This is a genomic window from Streptomyces sp. NPDC091209 (assembly GCF_044757755.1).
In the GTDB taxonomy this organism is placed as follows: Bacteria; Actinomycetota; Actinomycetes; order Streptomycetales; family Streptomycetaceae; genus Streptomyces.
In genome coordinates this window covers 54,473-74,771 of record NZ_JBIVVR010000020.1, presented here as the reverse complement: position 1 = coordinate 74,771, position 20,299 = coordinate 54,473, and the positions used below count along the sequence as shown (strand labels likewise).

Genomic DNA, 20,299 nt, shown 5'->3' with positions numbered 1-20,299 from the left:
GCGAGATGCGCTGGTGGGACATCGATCCCGTACTGGAGCTGGAGAAGGAACTCTTCCCCGTGGACGCCTGGTCCCGGGGCATGTTCTGGTCCGAGCTGGCCCACTCCCGCGGGTCGCAGGCGACCCGGCGCTATCTGGTCGCCTGCGACGGCGACCGGCTCGTCGGATACGCCGGGCTCGCCGCCTCGGGAGACCTGGGCGACGTGCAGACCATCGCGGTGCGGCAGGACCAGTGGGGCACCGGCCTCGGCGGCCGGCTGCTCACCGAACTGCTGCGGGCCGCGAGCGAATTCGACTGCGCCGAGGTGATGCTCGAATGCCGCGTGGACAACGTCCGCGCGCAGAAGCTGTACGAGCGCTTCGGCTTCGAGGCCATCGGTTTCCGGCGCGGCTACTACCAGCCGGGGAACATCGACGCCCTGGTGATGCGGCTGCACGACCCATCGACCTCCGTACAAGGAACAGAGACCCATGGCTGACGAACCTCTCGTCCTCGGCATCGAGACCTCCTGCGACGAGACCGGTGTCGGCATCGTTCGCGGTACCACCCTGCTCGCGGACGCGATCGCGTCGAGCGTGGACGAGCACGCGCGCTTCGGCGGGGTCGTGCCCGAGGTCGCGTCCCGGGCGCACCTGGAGGCGATGGTCCCGACCATCCAGCGGGCGCTGAAGGACGCGGGGGTGTCGGCCGGGGACCTGGACGGCATCGCCGTCACCGCGGGACCCGGGCTCGCCGGCGCGCTGCTCGTCGGGGTCTCGGCCGCGAAGGCGTACGCGTACGCGCTGGGCAAGCCGCTGTACGGCGTCAACCACCTCGCCTCCCACATCTGTGTGGACCAGCTGGAGCACGGCGCCCTGCCGGAGCCGACGATGGCCCTCCTGGTGTCCGGCGGCCACTCGTCGCTGCTGCTGTCCACCGACATCACCTCCGACGTACGGCCGTTGGGCGCGACCATCGACGACGCGGCCGGCGAGGCCTTCGACAAGATCGCGCGCGTGCTGAACCTCGGCTTCCCGGGCGGCCCGGTCATCGACCGGTACGCGAAGGAGGGCGACCCGAAGGCGATCACGTTCCCGCGCGGTCTGACGGGTCCGCGCGACCCGGCGTACGACTTCTCCTTCTCCGGTCTGAAGACCGCCGTGGCCCGCTGGATCGAGGCCAAGCGGGCGGCGGGGGAGGACGTGCCGGTGCGTGACGTGGCCGCGTCCTTCCAGGAGGCCGTGGTGGACGTGCTCACCCGCAAGGCCGTCCGCGCGTGCAAGGACGAGGGCGTCGACCACCTCATGATCGGCGGCGGTGTGGCCGCGAACTCGCGGCTGCGCGTGCTCGCCCAGGAGCGCTGCGAGGCCGCCGGGATCCGGCTCAGGGTGCCGCGCCCCAAGCTGTGCACGGACAACGGCGCGATGGTCGCCGCGCTGGGCGCCGAGATGGTCGCCCGGAACCGGGCCGCCTCCGACTGGGACCTGTCGGCGGACTCCTCGCTGCCGGTGACGGATCCGCATGTGCCGGGGCGCGGGCATACGCACACGCACGATCACGTGCACGAGGTCGCGAAGGAGAACCTCTACCCGTGACCGTCGCGCTGATGTGGGAGGCCCGGGCCGTCGCCGGCCGGGGCGAGGAACTGCTCGCCTGGGTGCGGGAGCAGGAGATCCCCGGCGTCCCGGTGCGGCGGGAGATCCTGCGGGCGCCCCAGGACCGGGTCCTCGTCATCACCTGGTGGGACGCGGACTACGACGCGGAGCTGCCCGAACTGCCCGAGCCGGACAGGGAGTTGGTGACCCGGGCGGTGCACAGGTGGCGCTTCGAGTCGGTGGGCTGACCGGTGGTCCGGTCGACGGTTCGGTCGGCGGTCCGGTCAGCAGTCCGGTCAGGAGCCCGATCGGTGGCCTGACGGACGGCTGACGGCTGACGGCGGCCGGTGCCCGGCGGTATGGCGCTGCGTGCCCGTCTTCCGGCGCGGTGTCCCCGGTCTTCGGCCGCCGATTCTCCGGCCTGCGGCCGCCCTGTTTTCGGGCCGGGCTTCCCGTCGACCTGGGTTTTCCGGAAGACTCCTGCAAAGTTTCGTACGGGTGTGTGGAACCGTAGGGGCGTCTTGGACACGTCGACGGAGGTGGGCGCAGTGGCCCGGGAGAGCATCAAGAACAAGGTCACGATCACGGAGATCGCCCGGGAGGCCGGGGTCTCGGTGCCCACGGTGTCGCGCGTCGTCAACGGCCGCTCCGACGTGTCACCGGAGACGCGGGCCCGGGTCGAGGACCTGCTGCGCCATCACGGCTACCGGCGCAAGCCGTCCGCGCCCGGCGACCGGGCCGCCCTCATCGACCTGGTCTTCAACGACCTCGACAGCCCCTGGGCCGTGGAGATCATCCGCGGGGTCGAGGAGGTCGCGCACGCGGCCGGAGTGGGCACCGTCGTCTCCGCGATCCACGGCGCCTCCGGATCGGCCCGTCAGTGGATGACCAACCTGCGGGCCCGCGCCTCGGACGGCGTGATCCTGGTGACCTCGGTCCTCGAACCCCGGCTGCACGAGGAGCTGCGGCGGCTCGGGGTGCCGCTCGTGGTCGTCGACCCGGCCGGTTCGCCCGCGCTGGACGTGCCGACCGTCGGCGCCACCAACTGGGCGGGCGGGATGGCCGCGACGGAACATCTGCTCGGCCTCGGCCATCGCCGGATCGGCTTCATCGCCGGACCGCCTCGGCTGCTGTGCTCGCGGGCGCGGCTGGACGGGTACCGGGCCGCGCTGGAGGGCGCCGGAGTCGGTGTCGACGACGGCCTGATCGTGCCGGGGGACTTCTACCACGCGGCGGGGTTCGAGGGCTGCAACACGCTGCTCGACCTGGCCGAACCGCCCACCGCACTGTTCGCGGCGAGCGACCAGATGGCGCTGGGCGCCATCGAGGCGCTGCGGCGGCGCGGGCTGCGGGTGCCGGAGGACATGAGCGTGGTGGGGTTCGACGACCTGCCCGAGGTGCGGTGGTCGGCGCCGCCCCTGACCACCGTCCGCCAGCCGCTCGCCGACATGGGCAAACTGGCGACCCGTACGGTGCTGCGGCTGGCCCTGGGGGAGGAGCCGGCGTCCCCCAGGGTCGAACTGGCCACCGAACTGGTCCTCAGGTCCAGCACCGCCCCGCGCACCGCCTGACGCCGCGCCACGGTCCGCGCACCGCCTGACGCCGCGTCACAGTCCCTGCATCGGCTGACGCCGGGGGTGTGGCCCCCGCATCGGCTGACGCCGGGGGTGTGGCCCCCGCACCGCCTGACGCCGGGGGTGTGGCCCCCGCACCGCCTGACGCCGCGCCACGGCCCCCGCACCGCCTGACGCCGTGCCACAGTCCCTGCATCGGCTGACGCCGCGCCACGGCCCCCCGCACTGCCTGACGCCGCGCCACGGCCCCCGCACCGGCTGACGCCGCGCCACGGCCCCCGCACCGGCTGACGCCAGGCCACGTCCCCCGCACCGCCTGACGCCAGGCCACGGCCCCCGCACCGCGACGTCGTGCCGCGGTCCCGTGCGTCGGCTGGCGCCGGGCCACGGCCCCGCACCCCCTGACGCCGGGCGGGCGAAACGTGTGTGCCCGGCGTGCTCGGCGCGGGCCTGTGCCGGTCAACTCCGATATTTGTCAGGAGCGTTGACATACCTGTCCTGCGCCCGTAACTTCCGTGCGCACTCGACCGATAATTTTCGGCTCTCTTCCGGAAGGTGTGCGATGCGAGCGTTGGGCAACACCTCTCTTTCCCGCCGTGGGTTTCTGGCGGCCTCCGCCGCGACCGGACTGGGGGCGGCCGCCCTGAGCGCGTGCGGCTCGTCCGACAGCGGGAACAGCTCGGGCAAGACCACCATCGAGTGGTGGAACATCACCACCACCGACCCGGCGAAGAAGATCTGGGCCCAGCGCGCCAAGGACTTCGAGGCCGCGCACCCCGACGTGAAGATCAAGATCGTCACGCTGGAGAACGAGGCGTACAAGTCGAAGATGACGGCCCTGACCACCTCGGGGAAGCTGCCGGACGTCTTCCACACCTGGGGCGGCGGAGTCCTCAAGCAGCAGATCGACGCCGGCCTGGTCGAGGACCTTACCGGAAAGGTCTCCTCCTGGACGAAGGACTACCTTCCGGCGGCGCTGGCGGCCTACCAGTTCGACAGCAAGACCTACGCCGTCCCGTTCGACATCGGCATGGTGGGCTTCTGGTACAACAAGGCGCTCTTCAAGAAGGCCAAGATCGATGCCCCGCCCACCACATGGGCCGGTTACCTCGACGCGGTCAAGGCACTGAAGAGCGCCGGAGTCACGCCCATCGCCCTGGCCGGCAAGGAGAAGTGGCCCGGCATGTACTTCTGGGCGTACCTCTCGATGCGCGTCGCCGGGCTCGACGCGATGCAGAAGGCCGCCACCGACGCCGACTTCACCGGCGACGGCTTCGTCAAGGCCGGTCAGCACCTCAAGGACCTCGTCGCCCTCGACCCCTTCCAGAAGGGCTTCCTCGGCGCCGCGTACTCCCTGCCCAACGGCGAGGCCGCCACCATGGGCAACGGCAAGGCGGCCATGGAACTGATGGGCCAGTGGGCGCCCAGCGTCGAGAAGTCGTCCGGCAAGGGCATAGGCGACGACCTCGGCTTCTTCTCCTTCCCGGCCGTCGAGGGGGGAAAGGGCGCGCTCACCGAGGTGTTCGGCGGAGGCGGCGGACACGCGGTGCGCAAGGGGGCGCCGGACGCTGCGGTGGAGTTCCTGAAGTTCTTCGCCGAGCAGGAGTTCGCCGCGAAGCTCGTCAAGGAGACCGGCCTGGTGCCCGTGTCCAAGGACGTGCGCTCAGCGCTGACCGACCCCAACCTCAGCGCCGTCACGGACGCGCTGAGTTCGTCCACCGGCTTCCAGCTCTACCTCGACCAGGCGTACGCCCCCGCCGTCGGCCAGGAGATCAACGACAGCGTCGCCGCGCTCATCGCCGGCTCCAAGTCCCCCGAGCAGGTCACGCGTTCGGTGACCCAGGCCGCCAAGAGCGAGAAGAGCTAGCGGCCCGGCGATGACGCACTCGACGACCTCGACGTACCCACCGGTCATCGGCACGCCCTCGGGCCCGGTGACCGGTTCCCCGGGTCCCTCGGCGCGGGCGCCCGTCCGGCGCCGGGTGCGCGCCTGGCTGGGAGCCTTCGTCTTCACCGTTCCCGCGCTCGCGCTCTTCGGGATGCTCGTCCTCGTCCCGATGGGCTACGCCTTCTACGTCAGCTTCTTCAACTGGGGCGGCTTCGGCTCGCCCTCGGACTCCGTGGGATTCGCCAACTACACCCGGCTGCTCGACGACCCGGTGTTCCTCGGCGACCTGTGGCGCGGCTTCCTGCTCATCGTCTTCTCGATCGTGCTGCAACTGCCGTTCGCGCTCGCCATGGCCGTGCTCCTCAACCAGCGGCTGCGCGGCCGGGCCGTCTACCGGATGCTGTTCTTCGCGCCGTACGTCCTCTCCGAGGTCATCACCGGCGTGCTGTTCGGCATGATCTTCGCGCCGGACGACGGACTCGCCGACAAACTGCTCGGCCCGATCGGTCTCGGCGGCGTGGGCGGACTCTGGTTCGCGGGCCAGAACACGGTGCTCCCCACCCTCTTCCTGGTCATGACCTGGAAGTACTTCGGCTTCCACATGATGCTCTACCTGGCCGGACTCCAGGGCATTCCCGCCGAACTGCACGAGGCGGCCCGCATCGACGGCGCCGGCGCCTGGCAGCGCTTCCGGCACATCACCCTGCCGCTGCTCGCGCCGACCCTGCGGATCAGCGTGTTCCTGTCCGTGATCGGCGCCATCCAGCTCTTCGACCTGGTGTGGGTGATCTCCGCGGGCGGACCCGACCATCACTCCGAAACCATGGTCATCAGCATGTTCCAGTACGGCTTCAAGCGCTACCAGATGGGCTACGCCAGCGCCATCAGCGTGGCCATGTTCCTGATCAGCCTCGTCTTCGCCCTGGCCTACCAGCGCTTCGTGCTGCGCCGCGACACCGAAGGAGCCATCACCACCATGCGAGCGGGCCGATGACCACCCTGCGAGCGGCCGACGACCACCGCGCGAGCGCGCCGAAGAGTGTCCCGCGCCGCCGACGGCTGCGCTCCCTCCCCGTGTACGTCGTCCTGTGGCTGGTCGCCGCCGTCATGGTGACGCCCCTGCTGTTCGCGCTCGTCTCCGGCTTCAAGACGACCGACCAGCTCTCCAGCAACACCTTCGGCCTGCCGCACCCGTGGGTGACCTCCAACTACACCTCGCTGCTCGGCTCGGGCCCGTTCTGGCGCTCGGTCGGCAGCAGCACGCTGATCGCGGTGGCGACCGCCGTCCTGACCGTGGGGGTGTCGGCGCTCGCCGCCTACGCGCTCGCCCGGTTCGCCTTCCGCGGACGGGAGGTGCTGTTCACCGTCTTCACCATGGGGCTGATGTTCCCGTTCGCGGTGGCGATCCTGCCGCTGTTCATCCTGCTCCGCACCGTCGGGCTGCTCGACAACCCCTGGGGCGTGATCCTGCCCCAGGCGGCCTTCGGACTGCCGCTGACGATCGTCATCCTGCGCGGCTTCTTCCGGGAGATCCCCGGGGAGCTGGAGGAGGCGGCGACCCTCGACGGCTGCTCCGCCTTCGGCTTCTTCTGGCGCATCCTGCTGCCGCTGGCCCGCCCGGCGCTCGGCACGGTCTCCGTGCTGGCCATCGTCGGGAGCTGGAACAACTTCCTGCTGCCCCTGCTCGTCTTCAGCGAACCCACCTGGTGGACGGTCCCCGTGGGCATCCAGCAGTTCCAGGGCCAGTACGCCTCCGACGTGGCCCGCATCTTCGCCTATCTGGTGCTCGCCATGGCACCCGCCCTGGCCTTCTACGCGGTCGCCGAACGACAGCTCATCGGCGGCATCACTCTCGGCGCGACCAAGGGCTGAGCCGCGGCGGGGCCTGCCCGGGGCCTTCGCGGAGTCCCCGGATTCCGCGGACTCCCCGGACACCCCACGACGCCGACGACGACGCCCGAGATGCCCCGGATTCCCTTACGGATGCGAGGAGTTACATGATCCACCCCTGGCAGGACCCCGCTCTGCCCGCAGGCGTCCGCGCCGCCGACCTGCTCGCCCGGATGACCCCGCGCGAGAAGACCGCCCAGCTCTACAGCGTCTGGCCCGGCTCGAACGAGACGCCCGGCGGCGACATGGCACCCCTCCAGCACGCCCTGTCCGAGGACATCGACCTGGCCGGACTGCTGCCCGACGGACTCGGCCAGCTCACCCGCCCCTTCGGCACCGTGCCGGTCGAACCCGCCGAGGGCGTCGCCCGGCTCGCCTCCCTCCAGGAACGCATCCGCTCCGCCAACCGCTTCCGGCTGCCCGCCCTCGCCCACGAGGAGTGCCTGACCGGCTTCACGGCCTGGCGGGCCACCGTCTTCCCCACCCCGCTGGCCTGGGGCGCCACCTTCGACCCGGTCCTGGTCAAGGAGATGGCCGCGGCGATCGGCGCCTCGATGCGCTCGGTCGGCATCCACCAGGGCCTCGCCCCCGTCCTCGACGTCGTACGCGATCCTCGCTGGGGCCGTACGGAGGAGTCGATCGGCGAGGACCCCTACCTCGTCGCGACCGTCGGCACCGCGTACGTCCAGGGCCTCCAGTCCGCGGGTGTGGTCGCCACCCTCAAGCACTTCGCCGGCTACTCGGCCTCGCGCGGCGCCCGTAACCACGCGCCCGCCTCCCTCGGCCCGCGCGAACTCGCCGATGTGATCCTGCCGCCGTTCGAGATGGCCGTACGGGAGGGCGGTGCCCGCTCGGTGATGGCCGCCTACAACGACCTCGACGGGCTGCCCGCCCACGCCCACCACCAGCTCCTCACCCAACTCCTCAGGGAAGAATGGGAGTTCGCCGGGACGGTGGTCGCCGACTACTTCGGGGTGTCCTTCCTGGAGTCCGCGCACGGGCTCACCGACTCCCCGGCCGGCGCGGCCGCGCTCGCGCTCGCGGCGGGCGTCGACGTCGAACTCCCCGCGGTGCGCTGCTACGGGGCAGGCCCGCTCGACGAGAGCGACGTGGACCGGGCCGCGCTGCGCGTACTGACGCAGAAGTGCGAACTGGGCCTCCTCGACCCCGACTGGGCCCCGCCCGCCACCGATACCCCGGTGGATCTCGACCCGCCCCCCATGCGCGCGCTGGCCCGCCGGTTGGCCGAGGAGTCGGTCGTCCTGCTGGCCAACGACGGAGCGCTGCCCTTCGGGCCCGGCGTGCGCCGGATCGCCGTGCTCGGACCGCTCGCCGACGATCCGGCGGGCCTGCTCGGCTGCTACACCTTCCCCCGCCATGTCCTGCTGGACCACCCCGACGTGCCGATGGGCGTCGCCGTGCCGACCCTGCTCGAAGCGCTGCGCGCGGAACTGCCCGACGCGGAGGTCACGGACGACGCGGTGGGAGCCGACGTCTGCGTGATCGCGGTCGGCGACCGGTCCGGGCTGTTCGGCCGGGGCACCTCCGGCGAGGGCTGCGACGCGGCGGACCTCGAACTACCCCAGCAGCAGGGTGAGTTGGTGGACAAGGCGCTCGCCTCCGGGACACCGGTCGTGCTCGTGCTGCTCTCCGGACGCCCCTACGCGCTGGGCCGCTGGGCGGACCGCTGCGCGGCGGTCGTGCAGACGTTCTTCGCGGGACAGGAAGGCGCTCCCGCGATCGCCGGGGTCCTCTCCGGACGCGTCAACCCCTCCGGACGGCTCCCGGTGAGCGTGCCGCGCGACCCGGCGGGCCAGCCCTGGACGTACCTCGCCCCGCCACTCGGCCTGCGCGGCGAGGCGAGCACCCTCGACCCGACCCCGCTGTACCCCTTCGGGCACGGCACCTCGTACACCTCGTACACCTGGCTGCCGCCGGTGGCCGACGACCGGGAGGTCGCGACGGACGGCGAGACGACACTGCGGCTCACCGTGCGCAACACGGGGGAGCGGGCCGGCACGGAGGTCGTGCAGCTCTACCTCCACGACCCGGTCGGCAAGGTGGCCCGGCCCGTGGCCCGGCTCATCGGCTACGCGCGCGTCCCGCTGGAAGCCGGCGCCTCGGCCGAGGTCCACTTCACGGTCCCGGCCGACCTGGCCGCGTACACCGGACCCGACGGGCAGCGGATCGTCGAACCCGGGGAACTGGAACTGCGGTTGGGGGTGTCCAGCGCGGACGGCGGCGTGCGGTACACGGTGCCGGTGACGCTGACCGGACCCGAGCGGGTGGTGGGCGCCGGACGGCGGATGCGGTGCGAGGTCCGGGTGAAGTGAGGAGCGAATCTTTCGGGCCACACCGCACGGCCGTGAGGAGGTGATTGGCGCCAAAGGGGGGTTCGACGTTCCGGTGGGCGCGGCTACGATCCGGCCCATGACTCCCTCGAACGCGTCGAATCCGCCATCGGCCACCAGTGAGAACGGGTCGAACGGGTCGAACCGGCCGAGCGCGCGGTCGACACGGACCGCGACGCTCGCCGAGATCGCCCGCGAGGCCGGAGTGTCGGCTCCGACTGTTTCGAAGGTGCTCAACGGCCGCGCCGATGTCGCCCCGGCGACCCGCACCCGCGTCGAGGAACTGCTGCGCGACTACGGATACCGGCGACGCAGGGCAGAGGCGACCCGGTCACCCCTCATCGACCTGGTCTTCCACGAGCTGGAGAGCGCCTGGGCGATGGAGGTCATCCGGGGGGTCGAGAACGTCGCCCGGGACGAGGGGCTGAGCGTGGTGCTGTCCGAGAGCGCCGGCCGACTGAGCCCCGGCCGCACCTGGGCCGACCAGGTCGCGGCGCGCCGCCCGTACGGGGTGATCCTCGTACTGTCCGGGCTCGACGAGTCCGGGCGGGCGCTGCTGACCAGCAGATCCGTCCCGTTCGTCGTGATGGACCCGGCCGGTGACCCCGGCGACGACGTGCCGTCCATCGGCGCCACCAACTGGCACGGCGGGCTCGCGGCCACGCGCCATCTGATCGAACTCGGCCACACCCGCATCGGCGCGATCACCGGGCCCTCGCGGATGATGTGCAGCCGCGCCCGGGCCGACGGCTACCGCGCCGCGCTGGAGACGGCGGGGCTGCCCGTCGACCCCGCCCTGATCCGCCCCGGCAACTTCCATCACGACAGCGGCTACCGGGCCGGGCTCGAACTCCTGCGCGGGCCCGACCGGCCCACGGCCGTCTTCGCCGGCAACGACCTCCAGGCGCTCGGCCTCTACGAGGCGGCCCGTGAGCTGGGGCTGCGCGTTCCCGAGGACCTGAGCGTCGTCGGCTTCGACGATCTGCCGGTGGCGCGCTGGGTGGGCCCGCCCCTGACGACCGTACGGCAGCCGCTGACGGAGATGGCCGAGGCGGCGGCCAAGCTCGTGCTCGAACTGGGCCGCCAGGAAAGGCCGTCGGCCGGAACGAGGATGGAACTGGCGACGAGCCTGGTCGTCCGCAGCAGCACGGGGGCACCTCCGGCGTGATCGCGTGCGCTCTTGAGCGGTGAGTGGTGAACCGGTGTGCTCCAGAGCGGTGAGCGGTGTGGTCTTGATGACCGTGTGACTGTGTTGTGAGCCGTGGGTCCCGGGTGTCCGCGTGGTCCGGAGTTCGCCATGGGGCCAAGGCGGCCGGATCGGCTCGAAGTTGGCGCGGGGACCATGTTGACGGGTGGGGCATCCGCCTCCACACTCCTTCGAAGTCAATCGGTTGTACGACCGAAACTTTCGGAGGCACCCGCCATGAGAACCTCCAGAACACGCCCCTTACGCCGGCGCTTCGCCGCCCTGTTCGCGGGCGCCGTGACCGTGGGCGCCCTGCTCGCGGCCGGTACGACGGCGCACGCCGCCGACACCCCGCTGCGCGACCTCGCGGCCGCCAAGGGAAAGGTCATCGGTACCGCTGTCACCGGCTCCAAACTGACCGGGACCTACGGCGACCTCGCCGGGTCCCAGTTCAACTCGCTGACGCCGGGCAACGCCATGAAGTGGGGCACCGTCGAGCCCACCCGGGGCAGCTTCAACTGGGCCGAGGCCGACCAGATCGTCGCCTTCGCGCAGGCCCACAACGAGCAGGTGCGCGGTCACACCCTGGTCTGGCACAGCCAGAACCCGAGCTGGCTCACGAACGGCACCTGGACGACCGCGGAGCTGAGCGGTCTGCTCCAGGACCACATCACCACCGAAGTCACCCGTTACAAAGGGAAGCTGGCCGCCTGGGACGTGGTCAACGAGCCCTTCAACGAGGACGGCACCTACCGCTCGACGCTCTGGTACAACGGCCTCGGCGCCGACTACATCGCCCAGGCGCTGACCTGGGCGCACGCCGCCGACCCGAGCGCCAAGCTCTACATCAACGACTACAACGTCGAGGGCGTCAACGCGAAGAGCACCGCCCTCTACAACCTGGTCAAGTCCCTCAAGGAGCGCGGCGTCCCGATCGACGGCGTCGGCCTCCAGGCCCATCTCATCCTCGGCCAGGTCCCCGGCACCCTCCAGCAGAACATCCAGCGCTTCGCCGACCTCGGGGTCGACGTCGCGATCACGGAGCTGGACATCCGGATGCAACTCCCGTCCGACAGTACGAAGCTGGCGCAACAGGCCACCGACTACAAGGCGGTGTTCGACGCCTGCGTCGCGGTGACCCGTTGCTACGGAGTGACCGTCTGGGGCTTCACGGACTCCGACTCCTGGATCCCGGACGTCTTCTCGGGCTACGGCGCGGCGACACCATACGACGAGAACTACGCGCCGAAACCGGCCTACTACGCCATAGCTACCTCGCTCGGCGGTGGAACCTCGACACCGCCGCCCACGGGTGCCTGCACGGCGACGTACAGCGTCCAGAGTCAGTGGAACACCGGTTTCACCGGGCAGGTGCGCATCGCGTGCTCCGGGGCCGCGCTGGCTTCGTGGAAGGTGAACTGGACGTACGGTGCGGGTCAGCGGATCACCCAGGCCTGGAACGCGACCTGCAACCAGACCGGCGCGGCGGTGAGTTGCGCCAACGCCTCCTACAACGGGACTGTCCCGGACGGCGGTTCGGTGACCTTCGGGTTCAACGCCTCCTGGAGCGGCGGCAATCCGGTCCCGACGGTGACGCTGGGCTGAGGTCGGGCGTGGGGTTGTACGGAGGTTGGACTGAAGTCGTTCTGAGAAGCGTGAGAGTTTGCGAAGAAAATCGTTTCGTGCCTCTTTCGCTAACAGTCCCCTAATAATTCGGACTTACGTTCCTCCTTGTGACGGGACACGAGGACATCGGGGACGGGGTCGGGCCGGTGGGCCGGCGGTCATGGGCATGGAAGGCCGTCGGCCTCACCCTGGCGGGGCTGCTGGTGCTCGGCATCGGCACTGCGGGCTGGGCCTACTGGCATCTGAACCGGAACATCAAGAGCGTCGACATCAACAGCGCGCTCGGCGACGACCGCCCGGCGAAGGCCGTGCCGACGCCCTCGTCCCCGGCGTCCGCCTCGGCCTCCGCCTCCCCGCCGCCCAGCGGCGCCCTCAACATCCTGGTCCTCGGCTCCGACTCGCGCAGCGGCAAGGCGAACGCGAAGCTCGGCGGCGGCAACAGCTCCGGCGCGCGTTCCGACACGGCGATGGTCGTGCACATCGACGCGGGGCGCACCCGCGCGACCGTGGTGAGCATCCCCCGGGACACCCTGGTGACCCGGCCGTCCTGCCCGACGTCCTCCGGAGGGACGACGGCGGTGGCGTACAACGCGATGTTCAACAGCGCCTATTCGATCGGCGGTCCGGTCTGCGCGGTGAAGACGGTCGAGTCCCTGACCGATGTCCGTATGGACCACTACATCGAGATCGACTTCTCCGGCTTCGCCGCCCTCGTGGACGCGCTCGGCGGTGTCACGGTCACCACGGACGTGAGCATCGACGACAGCAAGAGCCATCTGCACCTCGCCGCGGGCGAACACCACCTCGACGGCACGCAGGCGCTGGCGCTCGCCCGCACCCGGCACGGCATAGGCGACGGCAGCGACCTGGGCCGCATAGGCCTCCAGCAGAAGCTCGTGAAAGCACTGCTGGCGCAGATCTCGTCGGCCGGACTGCTCACCGACCCGGCCAAGCTCTACGACGTCGCGAACGCGGTGACCGGCAGCCTGACCACGGACACCGGGCTGAACTCGCTCGGCGAACTGACGAGCCTCGGCCGGAGTCTCAAGTCCCTCTCCTCCGACGCGGTCACGACCGTGATGATGCCGGTGGTGACGGCCCCCTCGGACCACAACCGCGTGATCGCGAACGAGCCGGAGGCGAGCGACCTGTGGGCCTCGCTCAAGTAGCGATCCCCGGGCTCCGCTCAGGTGACGCCACGACTCCGGTGACTCAGCCGGAGCCGGTCCACGGGACTTGAGCTTCGGGGCCCGGGATTCGAGCCTCTTTTGTATGGAATGGGTGGGAGGTCCAACCCGCCCACCCTCCCTTGCCGACGGCCGAAGTGCCGTCCGGGCCAGGGGGTATGACTTTTCGTGATCGGGTCGCGGCGGAGCGTGGCGGACGTGTAGCGTGCGCCACGAACTGATCGACCCCCGTCGGTGTTGGCGCACCGAGCGGGGGTCTGACCAACTGATCGAAAGCGAGTCGATCCATGGCTGTCACTCAGCCTAGTGCTGCCCCGCGCCCGTCCGCCCATCCCCTGGCCAACCCGGGCTACGGAAAGAAGTCGGCGCCCGACCAAACGCCACGTACGGGTCGCGACTTCGCGCATCTGCCCACCCGTGAGGCGTCGATCGCGACGTACGTCGACCGGCTCGCCGACGAGTCCGACCTCTCGATCAAGACCCTCGCCAAGCACCTCCCGTACGGCCAGTGCGCCCTCTCCACGGCCCTCAACAACCTCTCCGCGGCAGGGCATTTGCGCCGGGTGCGCCGCCCCGTCACCGTCGACGGCTGCCCCCGCTGGGTCTGGCACACCTTCTTCTCGCGCACCGCGCACGACGACGCCTGGTGGAACGCCTTCCTCGCCGGAGAGACGCCGGTGACCGAGCGGCCCGTCGCCGCGGCGGCGCGCTCGACCGCCTACGGCGTGCTGGCCCGGCTCGGCCGGATCGACGCCCGGCTGACGCTGTCGGCGGGGGAGTGCGCGGCACTGGAGGAGGAGGCCGCCGAGTGGTTCGCGCGGGGCGCGGGTGAGCCGCAGCTCGTCCAGGCGCTGACGGCGGGGCTCCCGGAGCGGGTGGCGCACGCTTACGCCTTCGTACGCGCCCGGCTCCTCGCCAAGCTGCCCCCGCGGTCCGAGCCGCGGCCACCGGCGCCCCCCTACGAGGTGGTCTGCACGGCCTGCGGGGAGCCGGGCGGGGACGGTGTCGAGCTGCGGGGCGGGTTGTGCGGGGGGTGCCGGGGCGGGCGGCCCGCCCTCGCGGCGCATGAGGTCCGCGCCCATGTCGGACGGTTGCGCGCCGCGCTGCGTACCGGGACCCGCACGGAGAAGACCGAGAAAGGAGCGGGCACATGACGACCTTGCAGCACGGTCCGTCCGTGACCGGGGCAGGATGGAGGGGAGGAGGCGACGCCATGACCCGCAGTCCCAGCACAGCCGACCGGCCCCAGATGCTCGTCGAGGAGTTCGAGGAGCTCGCTCGTCACGCGCCCGAGTCGGCGCGGCTGGAATTCCTGAACGGAAGGATCGGGGTCAAGCCCACGCGGGACGGCAATCACGGCGAGATCGTCGCCTGGCTCCTCGAGCGGTGCATGCAGCACCGTCCCGAACTGTTCCTGTATCCGGAGCAGGGGCTGAAGGGCGAGGCCTACCGCAAGGGGCGGGCCAAGCCGGACGGGGTCTTGGCGCCCGAGGAGTACTTCGCCGGAAGGGGCGAGTGGTCCGAGCCCACGGGTGTCCTGATGGTCGTCGAGGTCACCTCGCACGACCGGGACGCCGACCGTCGCGACCGGATCGAGAAGCCCGACGGATACGCCGCTGCCGGCATCCCCGTCTACCTCCTCGTCGACCGGGACGCGGACAGCGTGACCGTGTACTGCGACCCGGAGGGCGGTGTCTACCGCTCTCGCACCACCCGGGCCTTCGGAGCGGCGGTCGAGTTGCCGGATCCGGTCGGGTTCACGCTGGACACGCAGAAGCTCAAGGACTTCGCCGACTGATCCGATGGCTCGATTGACCCGATCAGCCCGTCCGACCCCGCCCGAAGAAAGAAATCGAAGAAATCCGGGGACGGTGTCGAAACAGGTGTCTCCCGGTCGACGCACGGGTGAGAGGCAGGGAGCAGCCCCGCCTCCGAGGCACCACCGACACGAGGAGTCACCATGCCCCGCTACCTTTCGCTCGTCCAGATCGACGAGAGCACCGCGCCCGCCGAGGGCCCCAGCCCCGAGCTGATGCAGCGGATGGGCGAGCTCATCGAGGAGATCACCAAGGCGGGCGTCATGCTGGAGACCGACGGCCTGGCGCCCACCGCGCAGGGCAAGCGCGTCCATTGGTCGGGCGGGCAGCTCTCCGTCACCGACGGGCCCTTCACCGAGTCCAAGGAGGTCGTCGGCGGCTACGCGATCATGCAGTGCAAGGACATGGACGAGGCCGTGGAGTGGACCAAGCGCTTCCTGAAGACGCACGAGGAGTTCTGGACGGTCACCTGCGAGGTGCGGGAGATCGCCGGAGGCTGAGCGCTCTCCTTGGCCTGAGAGGTCCCCACTGCCTGACCGGTCCCCACTGCGTGAGTGGTCCCCACCGCCTGAGTGGTCCCCTCGGCCCGAGTGGTCTCCTTGGCCTGACGCCGCCGCGGGTGTCTGATGGTGAACTGTGGAACAGCAGCCCAGCCGAGCCCCCGCCGGCGGCGTCGACACGGCCGTCGAGACCATCTTCCGTATCGAGTCCCCCCGCATCATCGCGCGCGTCGCCCGGATCGTCCGAGACGTGGGCATCGCCGAGGAACTCGCCCAGGACGCCCTGGTCGCGGCGCTGGAGCAGTGGCCGCGGGACGGCGTGCCGGACAACCCGGGCGCCTGGCTGACGGCCACGGCCAAGCACCGGGCGATCGACCTCGTCCGCCGCCGGGATCGCTACGCGCGCAAGCTGGAGGAGGTCGGGCGGGACCTCTCGCTGTCCGCGCCGCACCACGTCGACGAACCCTCCGATCCGGACGACATCGACGATGACCTGCTCCGGCTGGTCTTCACCGCCTGCCACCCCGTCCTGTCCGCCGAGGCCCGCATCGCGCTCACCCTGCGGCTCCTCGGCGGCCTGACGACGCCCGAGATCGCCCGCGCCTTCCTCGTCCCGGAGGCGACGATCGCCCAGCGCATCGTGCGGGCCAAGCGGACACTGGCGGCGAAGGGGGTCGCCTTCGAGGTTCCCTACGGACCCGACCGCGAAGCCCGGCTCGGGTCCGTCCTGGAAGTCATCTACCTCGTCTTCAACGAGGGGTACGCGGCCACGGCCGGCGACGACCTGCTCCGCCCGGCACTGTGCGAGGACGCGCTCCGGCTGGCCCGGGTGCTCGCCGAGCTGATGCCCAAGGAGCCCGAGGTGCACGGTCTCGCCGCCCTGCTGGAACTCCAGGAGTCCCGGGCGGCCGCCCGTACCGGGTCCGGCGGCGAACCCGTCCTCCTCAAGGACCAGAACCGCCGCCGCTGGAACCGCATGCTGATCCGCCGGGGCTTCACCGCGCTGAGCCGCGCCAACACCGCCGCCACCGGCAGTCCGGGGCCGTACGCCCTCCAGGCGGCCATCGCCGCCTGCCACGCGCAGGCCTACGCCTACGAGGACACGGACTGGCGGCGGATCGCCACCCTGTACGGCCTGCTGGCGGCCCGCACCCCTTCTCCCGTCGTCGAGCTGAACCGTGCTGTTGCGGTCTCCATGGCCGACGGACCCGGCCCCGCCCTGGAGATCGTGGACGCCCTCGCCGAGGAACCCGCCCTGCGCGACTACCACTTGCTGCCGAGCGTGCGCGGAGACCTGCTCGCCCGGCTGGGCCGTACGGCGCAGGCGCGGGCGGAGTTCGAACGGGCCGCCACGCTGGCGCGGAACGAGCGGGAGAGGGAGCTGCTGACGGCACGCGCCCGTGAGCTGCGGGGTTCGTGAGCGTCCCGCCGGCACCGGTCAGGTGTCCTGGCCGCCGGACGTCAACGGAACGGTCGTATCGGCTGTATCGGCACCGGTACCGGCCGCGTCACCGGTGCCCGGCGTCGGCCGACACCGCCGGTGCTCCGACGAGCATGGTCGGGGCGCCCGCCACCCGGGTCATGAACACGGTCGCGGACCGGGGGCCCCGCGGCTTCACCTTCCGCCGCAGCTCCTCCGGCTCGACGGCCGACCCGCGCTTCTTCACGGTCAGGACGCCGACCTCCCGCTCCCGCAACAACGCCTTCAACTTCTTTACGTTGAAGGGGAGTTGATCGGTGATCTCGTAGGCGGAGGCGTACGGCGTCGGGCGCAGTTCATCGGCGGTGACATAGGCGATCGTCTCGTCGACGAGCCCGCCGTCCAGGTCCTCGGCCACCTCGGCGACCAGGTGGGCGCGGATGACGGCGCCGTCCGGCTCGTACAGATAGCGGCCGACCGCTCGCACCGCCGGATCCGGCAGCCCGCGTCCGCGCAGCTCGCGCGGGCCCGGCAGCAGGGTGGCGCGCACCAGGCCCGGCTCGGTGCCGAACCACAGCACCGCCTCCTTCACGTCCCCGCCGTCCGAGATCCACTCGGCCTCCGCTCCGGCGGGGATCGCCTCGTGCGGGATGCCGGGGGCGATCTTCAGGGCTGCGATCGGAGCCTTCAGGGCCGCGCCGACGGCCCAGGACAGCGGCGGCGAGTAGGCCTCCGGGTCGAAGATCCGGCCGCGGCCGCCCCGGCGTGCCGGGTCCACGAAGACCGCGTCGTACGACGAGGTGTCCACCTGGGTCACATCCGTCTCGCGCACCTCGATCAGGTCCGTGAGCCCCAGGGCGTCGGCGTTCGCGCGGGCGGCGGCGGCCGTCAGCGGATCGCGGTCGACGGCGAGGACGCGGATTCCGGCGCGGGCCAGGGCGATGGCGTCGCCGCCGATGCCGCAGCAGAGGTCGGCGACGGAGCGGACCCCCAGCGCGCGCAGCCGCTCGGCGCGGTGTGCCGCCACGGTCGTCCGGGTGGACTGCTCGACCCCGTTGGGGGTGAAGAACATGCGTCCTGCGTCCTCGGCCCCGAACTTCGCCGCCGCCCGCTGCCGCAGCCGTGCCTGTCCGAGGGCCGCCGAGACCAGTTCGGCGGGGTGCTCGCGGCGCAGCCGGGTGGCGACGGCCAGTTCCTGTGCCGGTTCGGTGGCGCGGACCTCGTCGAGCAGGGCGCGGCCCTCGGCGGTGAGGAGGGGGGCGAAGGAGACGTCGTTCACCCGGCCATTGTGGGCCAGTCGGTGGACGGTGTGCTTCCGGCGGCGGTGTCGGAGCCTTCGCGGGGCCGGTGACCTGGGAGGATCCGGCTCCATGCGACCCGTACGACAAAATGATAAAAACGGCGCAAACGGGGCCGGCGCGCGCTGGGGAGTCGGTGTCCTCGCCCTCGCCCTCCTCGTCTCCGGCTGCGCCGATACCGGCTCGTCCTCCGGCCCCGGCGCCGACGGCGCCAAGCCGGCCCACGGCCCGCTGGGCGTCGGCGCAGCCAGGCCGGTTCACGGCGGGCTGCACGCCGCCGATCCGGCCCACGGTCCGCGGGCCGGAATCCAGGCGCCCGCCGCCCGCGCCCTCGCCGGGTACGCCTCCCGGCTCCGTCTGGCCGAGGCCCGGCGCGCCGCCGTCGCCAGGCGCTGGGGACTGGCCGAGGTGCCGCTGACGCCCCCGGCGCCGCCCGCCAGGAAGCCGGTCATCCAGGCCCGCAAGGGGTTCGAGGTCGACGACCAGGAGGAGCTGGGGCTGCCGCCCGTCTTCACGACCGTCCCCACCAAGGACAAGGTCGTCTTCCTCACCGTCGACGACGGCGAGGAGAAGGACCCCGCGTTCCTGCGGATGATGAGCGACCTGAGGATCCCGTACACCGCCTTCCTCAGCGACTACCTCGTCAAGGACGACTACGGGTACTTCCGGAAGATGCGCGACCACGGCATCACCCTCGACAACCACACGCTGCACCACCCCTATCTGCCCGCGCTGTCCTACGAGGCGCAGAAGCACGAGATCTGCGGCATGCAGGACGTGATGAAGAGGGAGTTCGGCAGGCGCCCGACCGTCTTCCGCCCGCCGTACGGCAACTACGACCAGGACACCCTGCGCGCGGCCAAGTCCTGCGGGATCGCGTACGCGCCCATCTGGGACGAGGAAGTGTTCGTCGACCACTGGGAGTACCGCGAGGAGGACCAGGACCTGCACCCGGGAGACATCGTCCTCACCCACTTCCGGGGCCGCGAGGACTGGAAGGGCACCATGCCCGACATGGTCCGCCGCTTCCTGAGGACGGTCACGGCCAAGGGGTACGCGGTCGCGCGCCTGGAGGACTACCTGTGAGGGTGCGGGTGCCGCTCGCCGGGCTGGTCGTGGCGGCGCTTCTGGGCGGCTGCGCGCAGTCCGTCGACCCCATCGAGCGGCTCGGCAAGAAGGCCGCCCAGCGGGTGCACCCGCAGGAGTCGGCGTACCGCCGCTGGGGTCTGGCCACCCCGCTCGCCGCGGCGCCGAAGGTGCCCGCCCGGACCATCGCGCGCACCGCGGGTCCGGGACTTCCGCCCGTCGTGGACCGGGTGCGCACCCGCGACAAGGTGGTCTTCCTGACGTACGACGACGGGGCGGAGCGGGATCCACGGTTCGTCGACATGGTCCGCGAACTGCGGCTGCCGGTCAGCATGTTCCTCACGGACAGCGTCGTCGGGCCGGGGTACGGGCACGTCGCCCGGCTGCGCGCGGTCGGCGCGAGCGTCCAGAACCACACCCTCGACCACGCCTCCCTGCGCGGTCTGCCCTACGCAGGCCAGCGCGCCGAGATCTGCGGACAACAGGACAAGCTCAGAAGGCGCTTCGGTGTCAGGCCCCGGCTGCTGCGGCCCCCGTACGGCCGGTACGACGAGATCACCCTGCGCGCCGCCGCCGACTGCGGGGTCGCCGCGATCGTCCTCGGCCGGGCGGCCGACGCGCACCGGCTCCGGCCGGGCGACATCCTCGCCGACTTCGGCGAACCCGATCTCACGCGCGCCACGCTCCGGCTGCTCCGCCGTATCCAGCGGGAGGGCTTCACCCCGGCGCGGCTGGAGAACTACCTGTAGGCGGCGGCCGGAGAACGGCCTACGGGGGCGGCTGGAGAACGACCTCCAGCACACCGCCGTTCGGTGCGGTCCGGGCCCGTTCGGAGCACGCCACGCCCACGCCTTTGGCACTCCGCTTGACCGAGTGCTAATCGCAGTCATAGTCTCAGGTC

18 protein-coding genes are annotated in these 20,299 nt (G+C 71.4%); 17 read left to right on the top strand and 1 reads right to left on the bottom strand.

Translation table 11 applies throughout. The features are described 5' to 3' along the window. The first annotated feature begins 5 nt into the window (after positions 1-5). The 15 genes from rimI (at position 6) to ACIQRL_RS37800 (ending at position 17,014) form a co-directional block, all read left to right on the top strand. Positions 6-479 carry a ribosomal protein S18-alanine N-acetyltransferase gene (gene rimI / locus ACIQRL_RS37870; protein WP_401340444.1) on the top strand — a complete coding sequence of 158 codons (474 nt, stop codon included), beginning with the start codon at positions 6-8 and terminating at the stop codon, positions 477-479. Further along, positions 472-1,575 carry a tRNA (adenosine(37)-N6)-threonylcarbamoyltransferase complex transferase subunit TsaD gene (tsaD, locus tag ACIQRL_RS37865; protein ID WP_401340326.1) on the top strand — a complete coding sequence of 368 codons (1,104 nt, stop codon included), beginning with the start codon at positions 472-474 and terminating at the stop codon, positions 1,573-1,575. The genes rimI and tsaD overlap by 8 nt, the downstream gene beginning before the upstream one ends. Further along, positions 1,572-1,823, top strand: a complete 252-nt coding sequence (locus tag ACIQRL_RS37860) for a hypothetical protein (protein WP_401340324.1) — start codon at positions 1,572-1,574, stop codon at positions 1,821-1,823. The genes tsaD and ACIQRL_RS37860 overlap by 4 nt, the downstream gene beginning before the upstream one ends. A gap of 300 nt (positions 1,824-2,123) precedes the next feature. Next, a complete protein-coding gene (locus tag ACIQRL_RS37855) occupies positions 2,124-3,146 on the top strand; it encodes a LacI family DNA-binding transcriptional regulator (RefSeq protein ID WP_401340322.1) in 1,023 nt (340 codons plus the stop codon). A 574-nt stretch (positions 3,147-3,720) separates the two neighbouring features. Further along, entirely contained in the window at positions 3,721-5,016 is a 1,296-nt protein-coding gene (locus tag ACIQRL_RS37850; RefSeq protein ID WP_401340442.1) for an extracellular solute-binding protein, read from the top strand. 10 nt (positions 5,017-5,026) lie between these two features. After that, positions 5,027-6,031: a carbohydrate ABC transporter permease gene (locus ACIQRL_RS37845; protein WP_401340320.1), complete on the top strand. Its 1,005-nt coding sequence runs from the start codon at positions 5,027-5,029 to the stop codon at positions 6,029-6,031. Beyond that, positions 6,028-6,909, top strand: coding sequence for a carbohydrate ABC transporter permease (locus tag ACIQRL_RS37840; RefSeq protein WP_401340318.1), 882 nt, complete (start codon positions 6,028-6,030; stop codon positions 6,907-6,909). The genes ACIQRL_RS37845 and ACIQRL_RS37840 overlap by 4 nt, the downstream gene beginning before the upstream one ends. Positions 6,910-7,034: 125 nt before the next feature. Continuing rightward, positions 7,035-9,260: a glycoside hydrolase family 3 N-terminal domain-containing protein gene (locus ACIQRL_RS37835; protein WP_401340317.1), complete on the top strand. Its 2,226-nt coding sequence runs from the start codon at positions 7,035-7,037 to the stop codon at positions 9,258-9,260. A gap of 97 nt (positions 9,261-9,357) precedes the next feature. Further along, on the top strand, positions 9,358-10,446 hold the full coding sequence (locus tag ACIQRL_RS37830) for a LacI family DNA-binding transcriptional regulator (protein WP_401340314.1): 1,089 nt from the start codon (positions 9,358-9,360) through the stop codon (positions 10,444-10,446). 255 nt (positions 10,447-10,701) lie between these two features. Further along, positions 10,702-12,069: an endo-1,4-beta-xylanase gene (locus ACIQRL_RS37825; RefSeq protein ID WP_401340312.1), complete on the top strand. Its 1,368-nt coding sequence runs from the start codon at positions 10,702-10,704 to the stop codon at positions 12,067-12,069. Positions 12,070-12,197: 128 nt separating this feature from the next. Continuing rightward, the gene (locus ACIQRL_RS37820; RefSeq protein WP_401340311.1) at positions 12,198-13,259 is read left to right on the top strand and encodes an LCP family protein; all 1,062 of its coding nucleotides are present in this window, start codon (positions 12,198-12,200) and stop codon (positions 13,257-13,259) included. 305 nt (positions 13,260-13,564) lie between these two features. Continuing rightward, entirely contained in the window at positions 13,565-14,431 is an 867-nt protein-coding gene (locus ACIQRL_RS37815) for a hypothetical protein (protein WP_401340309.1), read from the top strand. Between the two features lie 59 nt (positions 14,432-14,490). Then, the gene (locus ACIQRL_RS37810; RefSeq protein WP_401340307.1) at positions 14,491-15,075 is read left to right on the top strand and encodes a Uma2 family endonuclease; all 585 of its coding nucleotides are present in this window, start codon (positions 14,491-14,493) and stop codon (positions 15,073-15,075) included. 162 nt (positions 15,076-15,237) lie between these two features. Then, positions 15,238-15,594, top strand: coding sequence for a YciI family protein (locus ACIQRL_RS37805; RefSeq protein ID WP_401340306.1), 357 nt, complete (start codon positions 15,238-15,240; stop codon positions 15,592-15,594). A gap of 136 nt (positions 15,595-15,730) precedes the next feature. After that, positions 15,731-17,014, top strand: a complete 1,284-nt coding sequence (locus ACIQRL_RS37800) for an RNA polymerase sigma factor (protein ID WP_401340304.1) — start codon at positions 15,731-15,733, stop codon at positions 17,012-17,014. Between the two features lie 88 nt (positions 17,015-17,102). Here ACIQRL_RS37800 and ACIQRL_RS37795 read toward each other — a convergent pair whose 3' ends face one another. Continuing rightward, positions 17,103-18,293: a methyltransferase domain-containing protein gene (locus ACIQRL_RS37795; protein ID WP_401340302.1), complete on the bottom strand. Its 1,191-nt coding sequence runs from the start codon at positions 18,291-18,293 to the stop codon at positions 17,103-17,105. A 91-nt stretch (positions 18,294-18,384) separates the two neighbouring features. Between ACIQRL_RS37795 and ACIQRL_RS37790 the strand changes: the two genes are divergently transcribed. Both ACIQRL_RS37790 and ACIQRL_RS37785 read left to right on the top strand, forming a co-directional pair. Continuing rightward, positions 18,385-19,398, top strand: coding sequence for a polysaccharide deacetylase family protein (locus ACIQRL_RS37790; RefSeq protein WP_401340300.1), 1,014 nt, complete (start codon positions 18,385-18,387; stop codon positions 19,396-19,398). Continuing rightward, complete coding sequence (locus tag ACIQRL_RS37785) at positions 19,395-20,147, top strand: polysaccharide deacetylase family protein (protein WP_401340298.1); 753 nt, start codon at positions 19,395-19,397, stop codon at positions 20,145-20,147. Before ACIQRL_RS37790 ends, ACIQRL_RS37785 begins: the two co-directional genes overlap by 4 nt. Positions 20,148-20,299: the final 152 nt, after the last annotated feature.

Excerpts from the sequence above, each read along its gene's own strand:
- rimI (WP_401340444.1), top strand. The coding sequence starts at position 6 with ATGCGCTGGTGGGACATCGATCCCGTACTGGAGCTGGAGAAGGAACTC.
- ACIQRL_RS37810 (WP_401340307.1), top strand. The coding sequence starts at position 14,491 with ATGACCCGCAGTCCCAGCACAGCCGACCGGCCCCAGATGCTCGTCGAG.
- ACIQRL_RS37805 (WP_401340306.1), top strand. The coding sequence starts at position 15,238 with ATGCCCCGCTACCTTTCGCTCGTCCAGATCGACGAGAGCACCGCGCCC.
- ACIQRL_RS37825 (WP_401340312.1), top strand. The coding sequence starts at position 10,702 with ATGAGAACCTCCAGAACACGCCCCTTACGCCGGCGCTTCGCCGCCCTG.
- ACIQRL_RS37830 (WP_401340314.1), top strand. The coding sequence starts at position 9,358 with ATGACTCCCTCGAACGCGTCGAATCCGCCATCGGCCACCAGTGAGAAC.
- ACIQRL_RS37790 (WP_401340300.1), top strand. The coding sequence starts at position 18,385 with ATGCGACCCGTACGACAAAATGATAAAAACGGCGCAAACGGGGCCGGC.
- ACIQRL_RS37815 (WP_401340309.1), top strand. The coding sequence starts at position 13,565 with ATGGCTGTCACTCAGCCTAGTGCTGCCCCGCGCCCGTCCGCCCATCCC.
- ACIQRL_RS37835 (WP_401340317.1), top strand. The coding sequence starts at position 7,035 with ATGATCCACCCCTGGCAGGACCCCGCTCTGCCCGCAGGCGTCCGCGCC.
- ACIQRL_RS37845 (WP_401340320.1), top strand. The coding sequence starts at position 5,027 with ATGACGCACTCGACGACCTCGACGTACCCACCGGTCATCGGCACGCCC.
- tsaD (WP_401340326.1), top strand. The coding sequence starts at position 472 with ATGGCTGACGAACCTCTCGTCCTCGGCATCGAGACCTCCTGCGACGAG.
- ACIQRL_RS37840 (WP_401340318.1), top strand. The coding sequence starts at position 6,028 with ATGACCACCCTGCGAGCGGCCGACGACCACCGCGCGAGCGCGCCGAAG.